This is a genomic window from Devosia sp. (genome assembly GCF_041917035.1).
GTDB lineage: Bacteria > Pseudomonadota > Alphaproteobacteria > Rhizobiales > Devosiaceae > Devosia_A.
On sequence record NZ_JAYRYM010000157.1, the window covers coordinates 1 to 9,243 of the forward strand.

The following is a 9,243-nucleotide window of genomic DNA, read 5'->3' on the forward strand; positions in this document are numbered from 1 at the left end:
CTCAACAACGCCACCGGCTACGTGCTGCCGGTGCAGCGCTGGAACGCCCTGCCGGGCAAATCGCGCTGGATCACCGAAAAGTGGAAGACGCGGCGCGGCAAGCTGTTCCTTGCCCCCGGAGACTCGCCGGTCGGCTACCGCCTGCCGCTCAGTTCGCTGCGGCACGTCGCCCCGACCGCCTATCCGCATGTGGTGCCGCGCGACCCGCTGGTCGCGGTGGGCGACCTGCCCGAGGTCGAGGAGCTGCTGCGCCACCCCGTCGCGGTGCGGATCGGGCACCACACGCAGCCCTCGACCTTCACCGCCGACCCGACGGTGGCCCAGCAGGTCAACGAGCAGGTGCTCGACGAGATCGACAGCGCCGTGCGCACCGCCGTCACGGTGGAACTGCGCGAGGGACGGCTCTGCGTGTTCCTGCCGCCGGTCTCGACGGTGGAGGACTATCTCGAGCTGATCGCCGCCGCCGAGGAGGCGGCCCGGAGCATCGACCTGCCGATCCACGTCGAAGGCTACGCCCCGCCCTACGACCCGCGCCTGAACGTCATCCGCGTCGCTCCCGACCCCGGGGTGATCGAGGTCAACATCCACCCGGCGGCGAACTGGGAGGAATGCGTGGCGACCACCACGGCGGTCTACGAGGAAGCGCGGCTCGCCCGGCTCGGGGCCGACAAGTTCATGATCGACGGCAAGCACACCGGCACCGGCGGCGGCAACCATGTGGTGGTCGGCGGCGCCACCCCGTCGGACTCGCCGTTCCTGCGCCGGCCGGACCTGCTCAAGAGCCTGGTGCTGCACTGGCAGCGCCACCCCTCGCTCTCCTACCTGTTCTCCGGCCTGTTCATCGGGCCGACCTCGCAGGCGCCGCGCGTCGACGAGGCCCGGCACGATAGCCTGTACGAACTCGAGATCGCGCTGCGGCAGGTCCCGGCACCCGGCGAAGGACCGGCGCCGCTGCCCTGGCTGGTCGACCGGCTGTTCCGCAACCTGCTCGTCGACGTGACGGGCAACACGCACCGCTCGGAAATCTGCATCGACAAGCTCTATTCGCCGGACGGGCCGACCGGCCGGCTCGGACTGGTCGAGTTCCGCGGTTTCGAGATGCCACCCAACGCCCGCATGAACCTCGCGCAGCAGCTATTGGTACGGGCCCTGATCGCGCGCTTCTGGAAAGCGCCGCTGTCGGGCGGCTTCACCCGCTGGGGCACGGCGCTGCACGACCGTTTCATGCTGCCGCAATTCGTCTGGGCCGACTTCCTCGAAGTGCTGGCCGACCTGCGGGCGCACGGCTTCGACCTCGACCCGGCCTGGTTCGCCGCGCAGCTCGAATTCCGCTTCCCGTTCTGCGGCGAAGTCGAGGTCGAGGGCATGAAGCTGACGCTCAACCAGGCGCTCGAGCCCTGGCACGTGATGGGTGAACAGGGCGCCATCGGCGGCACTGTCCGCTTCGTCGATTCCTCGGTCGAGCGGCTGCAGGTGAAGCTCGAGGGCAGCAATCCGGACCGCTACCGTGTTGCCTGCAACGGCCGGCTGGTGCCGCTCGCGGCCACCGGCGAGAACGGCGTCGCCGTGGCCGGCGTGCGCTTCAAGGCCTGGCAGCCGGCTTCCGGCATGCACCCCGCCCTGCCGGTCAATGCGCCGCTGCATTTCGACATCTATGATGCGTGGTCGGGACGGGCGATCGGCGGCTGCACCTACCACACCGCGCATCCGGGGGGCCGCAACTACGAGACCTTCCCCGTCAACGGCAACGAGGCCGAGGCACGGCGCCTCGCCCGCTTCGTGCCCTCGGGCCATCACCCCGGCGCCTACGCCCCGCCCGCCGAGGCCTATTCGCCGGAGTTCCCGTTCACCCTCGACCTCCGCCGCCCGCCGCACTGACCGGCCCGACCGGGTTCGGTTTTTGACCAAACAGTCGAAAGTCCACTTGCGATTTCCGACGCCTCAGATAGCGCTATTTGCCCATGGAGAAGCGGAATCAGCGTCAGCCGGCCAAGAAGCGGGGCATTCCCGGCCTGATCTCGGGCTATAGGCTGCTTCCCGGCGTCCCCGACGAGATGATCGCCCCCTCCGGTGCCATCCGGCCGGCCTGGGAAGGCCTGATCGGGGCTCTCGACGAACTGGGGCCCGAGGAGATCTCGTCCCGCTTCGAGCGGGCCGACCAGTACCTGCGCGATGCCGGCGTCTACTATCGAAAGTATGACGGGGCCGAGGGCAAGGAGCGCGCCTGGCCGCTGGCGCACGTGCCGCTGATCATCGACGAGGCGGACTGGGTCGGCATCTCCCGCGGGCTGACGCAGCGCGCCGAGCTGCTCGAAGCGATCGTCGCCGATATCCACGGCGACAACACCCTGGTGGAGCGCGGCCTGCTGCCGCCGGAGCTGATCGCCCGCAATGCCGAGTTCCTGCGGCCGGTGGTCGGCCTCAAGCCGGCCAGCGGGCACTTCCTGCACTTCTGCGCGTTCGAACTCGGGCGCGGTCCCGATGGCGGCTGGTGGGTGCTGGGCGACCGCACCCAGGCCCCGTCCGGCGCCGGCTTCGCGCTCGAGAACCGGGTGGCGACCACCAGGGCGCTCTCCGACATCTATGGCAGGATGCACGTCCACCGGCTCGCCGGCTTCTTCCGCGACTTCCGCGATGCGCTCAACGGCATCGCCCGCGCCGGCGACGGACGCGTCGCCATCCTCACTCCGGGCCAGCACAACGAGACCTATTTCGAGCACGCCTACATCGCGCGCTACCTCGGCTTCATGCTGCTCGAGGGCGAGGACCTCGTGGTCGAGGGCGGGCAGGTGATGGTGCGCACCGTGGCCGGGCTGAAGCCGATCAGCGTGCTGTGGCGGCGGCTCGACGCCAGCTTCGCCGATCCGCTCGAGCTGCGCAATGACAGCCATATCGGCACACCGGGCATGACCGAGGCGCTGCGGCAGGGCTCGGTGGCGATCGTCAACGCCCTCGGTTCGGGCATCCTCGAGACGCGCGCGCTTGCCGCCTTCATACCCAGCCTGTGCCGGGCGTTGCGGGGCGAGGACCTGATGCTGCCCACCATCGCCACCTGGTGGTGCGGCCAGGCGGCGGAGCGCCGCCACGTCGTCGAGAACTTCGACACCATGATGGTCGGCCCCGCCTTCGCCACGGGCCTCGCCATCGACGACCCGCAGGGCACGGTACTGGGCGCGCAACTGCCAAGGGCGCAGCGCGAGGCGCTGCTCGCCGAACTGCAGCAGAGCGGCGGCGACTTCGTCGGCCAGGAGCCGGTGCAGCTGTCGACGGCGCCGGTCTATCTGGGCGGTACGCTGCAGCCGCGGCCGATCACGCTGCGCGTCTACGCGGCACGCACAAGGGACGGCTGGACCATCATGCCGGGTGGTTTCGCCCGCGTCGGCTCGACCCCCGATACCGCCGCCATCGCCATGCAGCGTGGCGGCCAGGCGGCCGACGTGTGGGTGGTCAGCGCCAAGCCGGTCGAGCGCGTCTCGCTGCTGCCGCAGGCCGGCGAGAAGCTGGTGCGCGTCTCGGCCGGGAGCCTGCCCAGCCGGGCCGCCGACAACCTGATCTGGCTCGGGCGTTACGCCGAGCGGTGCGAGGCGACGGTCCGCATCCTGCGCGCCTACAATGCCCGGCTGGCGGAAAGCTCCAATCCGGCCCACGCCCTGCTCAAGGACACCCGCGCCTATCTCGGCAATCTCGGGGTCGACGCCAGCAAGGCGCTGCCGCCGGGCCTGCTGGCCGCCATCGACAGCGCCGCCAATAGCGCCGGACAGATCCGCGACCGCTTCTCACCGGACGGCTGGCTGGCGCTCGCCGACCTGCGCAAGACGGCGCGCAACTTCGCCCAGCGAGTCGAGCCGGGCGACGACGCGACCCGGGCGATGACCGTGCTGCTGCGCAAGCTCGCCGGCTTCTCCGGCCTCGTCCACGAGAACATGTACCGCTTCGCCGGCTGGCGCTTCCTCGAGATCGGCCGACGGCTGGAGCGCGCCATCCAGATCGCGGGCATCGTCGGCTGGTGCACGCGCAAGGGCGCGCCCGAAGGCACGCTCGACATGCTGCTCGAAATCGGCGACAGCGTGATGACGCACCGGCGCCGCTACGCGGTCAGTGCCGGCGTCAACTCGTATGTCGACCTCCTGGTGCTCGATCCGCTCAACCCGCGTTCGGTCGCCTTCCAGATCGCCGAACTGCGCAGCCAGATCGAGCAGCTGCCCGGCGGCATCGAGGAAGGGCACCTCTCGCTTGCCGCCAAGGCGGCGCTGGCGCTGCACACCGACCTCAGGATCACCGAGCCCGAGGACATGACGACAGCCAAGCTCAACCGCCTTGCGGCGGATATCGGCCGGCTCGCCGGCCTCATCGCCGACGCCTATTTCGTATAGGGGGCAGGATGCTCTACGACGTCCGGCTGGAGCTGCACTACGACTACGTCGCCTCGGTGCATGGCGACAGGCACCTGGTGCGGGTGACACCGGTGTCGATCCCCGGCGTGCAGCGCGTCATCGCCGCCGCGCTGTCCTTCTCGCCGCGCCCCGAGCAGGAGACGACCTTCACCGACTTCTTCGGCAACATCGTCACGACGATCGCCTACTCGGGCTACCACGACCATCTCGACGTGAAGCTGACGGCACGGGTCCAGGTGGAGGAGCAGCCGCCGGCGGCCGACCTGTCGCCGACGCTGCCGCGACTTGCCGAGGAGATTGCCGCGCTGTGGTCGCTGGCCGCAGACGCGCCGCACCATTTCCTCGCCGCTTCGCCGCGCGTGCCGCTCGACCGGGCGATCACCGGATACGCCCGCGATGTCACCGGGCGCGCCGGTTCGGTAAAGGCGGCCGCGATGGAGCTCTGTCTCGCCATCCACCGCGACTTCAAGTACGACAAGGACGCCACCAAGGTCGATACCGGGCCGTCCGAGGCGTTTGCGCTGAAGCGCGGCGTCTGCCAGGACTTCGCCCATGTGATGATCGCCGGCCTGCGCGGCATCGGCATCCCGGCCGGCTATGTGTCCGGGTTCCTGAGGACCATCCCGCCCAAGGGCAAGCCCCGCCTCGCCGGCGCCGACGCCATGCATGCCTGGGTGCGGGTCTGGTGCGGGCCCCACGCGGGCTGGCTCGAGTTCGACCCCACCAACGCCATGCCCGCCGGGGTCGACCACATCACCATCGGCTACGGCCGCGACTATTCCGACGTCTCCCCGATCGTGGGGGTGCTGCGCACCAGCGGCGGCCACCACGCCAAGCAGTCGGTCGACGTGATCCGCGTCGAGTAGCGCACCCGCTCGTCCTTCCACCGGAACCAATGTCCGCGGCGGCCGTTGTAGCGGCCAGAAGCACCATGCCGGAGCGCGCCGGGTGGTGTTCCCGGAATACGGAAGGAACCAGAGCGATGACACTGACCGAGATCGCCAGACTGGAACATGCCGGACGCGTCACCCTCGGCTGGGTGCCGGAACGCTATGACGGCCCTGCCCGTTTCGCTCCCGTGCTCGCCGCAGTCGGCTCGGCGGCCGGCATCCTCGCCGTCGCCGCCTCCATCCTGCTGAACCTGCCCTAGCGCCGGATCGCCCGTCGCCGAACTCGAGGAGGCCGCCATGACCCTCGGCACCATCATCATCATCCTGCTGATCCTGCTCGCGATCGGCGCGATACCGGCCTGGCCCTACTCCCGCGCCTGGGGAGCCTATCCCTCCGGCATCATCGGAGTCGTGCTCGTGATCGTCATCATCCTCGTGCTGATGAGGGTTTTCTGAGCCGCCCGCGAGCCCAAGGTCGCCCCCCTTCCGGCTCGCCCCCCGCACCCCGGTTCGCCCCCGAACCGGGGTGCTTCCGTTTTGATCCAGCGCAATCCACGCGGTCCGTCTCCGCCTAGACTGGAACCATACTCGGCACGAGACGTTGATGATCAATCAGAGCAACAGGAGCGCCCAGATGGCTGCCACCACTGACATTTCTCCCGCCGCCCGTGCCGCCAACGAGGCCGGACGACCGTCGCGATCCAGCTCGGAGACGAGCCGCGAGGATGAACTGGCCGAACAGATCAAGCAGTTGCAGACCGATCTCAAGTCGATCGCGGCAACCTTGGCGACGCTGGCCGAGGACAAGGTCAACGCGGCGCAGTCGATCGCCAAGCGCGAGGTGAAGCAACTGGCCAAGTCCGGCAAGCACGCCGTCGACGAGGTGCAGGACGAGTTCGGCGAACTCGAAAAGCAGCTCAAGGACACCATCCGGGAAAAACCTCTGACCGCGGTGGCGGGCGCCATCGCGCTGGGGTTTCTGCTCGCCGTCGTCTCAAGGTAGGGTCCATGCAGTTCCTGTCGCCGATCGCCGCCCTGCTCGGTATCGAGCTCGAGGAACTGCTCGAAAAGCTGAAGAGCGGCGCCATCGCTTACGGCGTGGCAGCCGCCTTCGGGCTGATCGCCCTCGCCTTCCTGCTGGTCGCACTCAACGCCTGGCTGACGACGCTGTGGGGCCCGATCGTCGCGCCGCTGGCGATTGCCGTCGGGGCCCTGCTGCTGGCGCTCGTCGCCTACGGTCTCAAGGCGATGGCCGATGCCGCAGCGCATCGTCGCGCCCTCGAGCGCCAGCGCACCGCGGAAAAGACCGCGCTCGTCACGACGGCGGCGGTCACCGCGTTGCCGCTGCTGATGAGATCGGACCTGATGAAGCGCGTCGGCATCCCGCTGGGGAGCGCATTGGCCGCCGCCTACCTGCTCAGCAAGCCGACCGGCCCGCACGCGGACGACGCGTCCGAGGACGACGCCTGAGACGTCTGAAGCTGCAACCAACGACCCCGGTGCCGCGTTCTCACCGGGCCCGTTCCCCCGGACCCCGGTGGAAACGCGGTTTCGAGGAGTTCAGCCATGACTCACATCAAGCGCAAGATCGTGACCATCCTCACCGACGCGCACCTGCCCGACGCGGACAAGATCGCGCAGCTGCGCCAGCTCGAGGCGGACTCGCTCGCCAAGGAGCGCAGCGCCACCGAGGGCATGACGCCCGTCGACGGCGATGACGGCGAGGATCTCAAGACCATCGAGAACGCCCTGCGGCGCCTCGGCGAGGAGCCGGTCGAGGCGGGTGCCGCGACCCTCTAGCTGGCCACATCTTTCGGGGCGGGCCGAGCGCCCGCCCTGCACCCACGCACATCCGCGGCGGCGTGCCGCTACCCCCGCGAGTCCTCGAGTTGCTGCTGGCGCGCCTGGTCCTCCCGTTCGGAGACGCTGCAATCCCGGTACTGGTATGCCGGGGCCGTCTTGAGGTGGTAGAACGCCGCCCCGCTGCCGCCTTCGAATGCATTGACGCAGCCATCGCCCAGGGCGGGCATCTTCAGCGTGAGACAGGTGTTCGTCGCGGGATCGAAGTTGAAGCCCTGGCATCCGGCGTTGGCCTGGTTGGCGGTACAGAATGACGCGCAGGTGCCGAGGTTGACATTCTCGCTGAAGCTGAGCGGGAAGCCCTTGTGGAAGACGCCCCCGCGCGGCGGATCGAAGTAGGAGAGGAAGGCATCCTCCACCGGCCCGGTCGGGGCGATGGTGTATTGCGCAGTCGGGCTGGTGCTCGTCACGACGCTCGGGTTGTAGATCGATCCGGAGACGTCGGTGTAGAAGTAGGACGAGGGCGTGCCGACATAGATGATCTCGCGATGCTCCGGCAACTGGTCGAGGGCATATTCAACCGCGTCCGCAACCGCGAGACTGACGCCGGTCGAGACGATATCGCAGCCGATCTCGATCGGGCACGCGGTGAAGGCGAAATTGACGGCAAACTGGGCGGTCTCGGAGATCGCGAAGTTGACGAACTCCCGCGCTATCTCTCCACCCACGATGCGGACGATGGCAATGGCGGGCTGCTGGGTCAATATCTCGAACACGCAGTCCTCCTGACCAAGGATCAGGTAGGTTTCACGCGCCGGCGCGATGTTCGGCTTGATGGCGACGTCGTACTTGCCGGACGTCTGGTTCTGGCTGAACGTCAGGTCGCCCGCCTTGTACCACGACACCTTGGCGATGAACCCGCTGGGATCGACGAGCCTCACGCACTGCATGGCACTGGCGCTGGTGGGCAGCAGTACGCCGAACAGGATGGTGAAGAAGGCCAGTATCGGGAGCAGCCGCCCCTCCATTGCCCTGCTTAGGCCCCCGTTGCGGGCCTCGATGCTGCGCTCATTGCTCACGAGATGCCTCCAATTCCATCTGACGCCGCAGGTCCTCCTCCTGAGTGACGCTGCAATCGGCGAACCTGATATCCGGAGCCGTCTTCAGCCGGTAGAACGACACCGTTCCGCTGTTGTAGCTCATGCAGGGCTGGCCCACCGCCGGGAAGGTCACCGTCTGGCACTGGCTGGTCGCGGTGTCGAAGTTGTAGCCCGCGCAGCCCAGATAGCCCTGGTGGGCGGCGCAGAAGGCCGCACAGGTCCCCAGGTTGACGTTCTCGCTGTGGCGCAGGGGGTTGGCGCCCTGCAGGGTACCCTGCCGCGGCGGCGCGAACATCTGCACGAAGCTGTCCTCCAGCACCCCCGCCGGGAACATCTCGAAGCGCGGCGCCGGCTCGCTCGATGTCACCACCTCCGGATAGTAGATGTCGCCCTTGATATCCGTGAAGAAGTGCGACGAGGGCACTCCGACGTAGATGATCGACTGGTACTGGGGCAGCTTCTTGACCGTCACCCGCTTCACTTCCTCGGCCACCTTGCCCGCCACGAAGTCCGCCAGCGGGCAGCCGATGAACAGCGCGCAGGTCGCGCCGGACAGCGTTCCGGACGCGAGCCCGATGGTGGAGTTTGCCATGAACTTGACGAACTCGTCGGCGTACTGGCCGCCGAAGATGCTGACGACGGCGATGCCGGGCTCCATGCGCACGATATCGAAGTAGCAGCTCTGCGAGCCAATGGCGATGTACTCGGTTTTCGCCGGCGCGGGCAGGCTATCGATCGAGTAGGTATCCGTCTTGTCGTCGTAGGAATAGGCCACTGTGCCGCTCGAGAACCACTTCACCTCGGCGATGAAGCCGCTGGGGTGCACGACCCGTAAGCACTGGGTGGCCTGCGCCCCGGTCGTCAGCAGCAGGGTCACGACGATCGCGACGAGCCCGCCCAGCACGGAGAACCACTTCTGCATTCGTCAGCTCCCGGATTCGACCGGCGGCCACCCGCCGGATGTGTCGTTCACGATCACACTCCGGCGGGGCAGATTCCAGCGCGCCGGCTGCAACCAAACAAACGTAGGCTCAACAAGACTAGAAGACAGGCACTTCG

At 68.2% G+C, this 9,243-nt stretch carries 10 protein-coding genes; 8 read left to right on the forward strand and 2 right to left on the reverse strand.

Features of this window, described 5'->3' with window-relative positions; all coding sequences use genetic code 11:
- From ACE3TU_RS15135 to ACE3TU_RS15170, 8 genes are all read left to right on the forward strand, one after another.
- Positions 1 to 1,878 (forward strand): transglutaminase family protein (locus tag ACE3TU_RS15135; RefSeq protein ID WP_374625623.1); only part of this gene is annotated, 1,878 nt, incomplete at its 5' end.
- An 83-nt stretch (positions 1,879 to 1,961) separates the two neighbouring features.
- Positions 1,962 to 4,373: a circularly permuted type 2 ATP-grasp protein gene (locus ACE3TU_RS15140; protein ID WP_374625625.1), complete on the forward strand. Its 2,412-nt coding sequence runs from the start codon at positions 1,962 to 1,964 to the stop codon at positions 4,371 to 4,373.
- 8 nt (positions 4,374 to 4,381) lie between these two features.
- On the forward strand, positions 4,382 to 5,260 hold the full coding sequence (locus ACE3TU_RS15145; RefSeq protein ID WP_374625627.1) for a transglutaminase domain-containing protein: 879 nt from the start codon (positions 4,382 to 4,384) through the stop codon (positions 5,258 to 5,260).
- A 116-nt stretch (positions 5,261 to 5,376) separates the two neighbouring features.
- The gene (locus tag ACE3TU_RS15150; protein WP_374625629.1) at positions 5,377 to 5,544 is read left to right on the forward strand and encodes a hypothetical protein; all 168 of its coding nucleotides are present in this window, start codon (positions 5,377 to 5,379) and stop codon (positions 5,542 to 5,544) included.
- Positions 5,545 to 5,581: 37 nt separating this feature from the next.
- Positions 5,582 to 5,740: a DUF3309 family protein gene (locus tag ACE3TU_RS15155; RefSeq protein ID WP_374625631.1), complete on the forward strand. Its 159-nt coding sequence runs from the start codon at positions 5,582 to 5,584 to the stop codon at positions 5,738 to 5,740.
- 178 nt (positions 5,741 to 5,918) lie between these two features.
- Positions 5,919 to 6,287, forward strand: coding sequence for a YqjD family protein (locus ACE3TU_RS15160; protein WP_374625633.1), 369 nt, complete (start codon positions 5,919 to 5,921; stop codon positions 6,285 to 6,287).
- A gap of 5 nt (positions 6,288 to 6,292) precedes the next feature.
- The gene (locus tag ACE3TU_RS15165) at positions 6,293 to 6,754 is read left to right on the forward strand and encodes a hypothetical protein (protein WP_374625635.1); all 462 of its coding nucleotides are present in this window, start codon (positions 6,293 to 6,295) and stop codon (positions 6,752 to 6,754) included.
- A 96-nt stretch (positions 6,755 to 6,850) separates the two neighbouring features.
- Entirely contained in the window at positions 6,851 to 7,084 is a 234-nt protein-coding gene (locus ACE3TU_RS15170) for a hypothetical protein (protein WP_374625637.1), read from the forward strand.
- Between the two features lie 68 nt (positions 7,085 to 7,152).
- Here ACE3TU_RS15170 and ACE3TU_RS15175 read toward each other — a convergent pair whose 3' ends face one another.
- Positions 7,153 to 8,163, reverse strand: coding sequence for a PAN domain-containing protein (locus ACE3TU_RS15175; RefSeq protein ID WP_374625639.1), 1,011 nt, complete (start codon positions 8,161 to 8,163; stop codon positions 7,153 to 7,155).
- Positions 8,153 to 9,106, reverse strand: a complete 954-nt coding sequence (locus ACE3TU_RS15180; RefSeq protein ID WP_374625640.1) for a hypothetical protein — start codon at positions 9,104 to 9,106, stop codon at positions 8,153 to 8,155. Before ACE3TU_RS15180 ends, ACE3TU_RS15175 begins: the two co-directional genes overlap by 11 nt.
- Between the last annotated feature and the right edge of the window lie 137 nt (positions 9,107 to 9,243).

Coding starts and splice junctions, on each gene's coding strand:
- ACE3TU_RS15140 (WP_374625625.1), top strand. CDS start 1,962: ATGGAGAAGCGGAATCAGCGTCAGCCGGCCAAGAAGCGGGGCATTCCC.
- ACE3TU_RS15145 (WP_374625627.1), top strand. CDS start 4,382: ATGCTCTACGACGTCCGGCTGGAGCTGCACTACGACTACGTCGCCTCG.
- ACE3TU_RS15150 (WP_374625629.1), top strand. CDS start 5,377: ATGACACTGACCGAGATCGCCAGACTGGAACATGCCGGACGCGTCACC.
- ACE3TU_RS15155 (WP_374625631.1), top strand. CDS start 5,582: ATGACCCTCGGCACCATCATCATCATCCTGCTGATCCTGCTCGCGATC.
- ACE3TU_RS15160 (WP_374625633.1), top strand. CDS start 5,919: ATGGCTGCCACCACTGACATTTCTCCCGCCGCCCGTGCCGCCAACGAG.
- ACE3TU_RS15165 (WP_374625635.1), top strand. CDS start 6,293: ATGCAGTTCCTGTCGCCGATCGCCGCCCTGCTCGGTATCGAGCTCGAG.
- ACE3TU_RS15170 (WP_374625637.1), top strand. CDS start 6,851: ATGACTCACATCAAGCGCAAGATCGTGACCATCCTCACCGACGCGCAC.
- ACE3TU_RS15180 (WP_374625640.1), bottom strand. CDS start 9,106: ATGCAGAAGTGGTTCTCCGTGCTGGGCGGGCTCGTCGCGATCGTCGTG.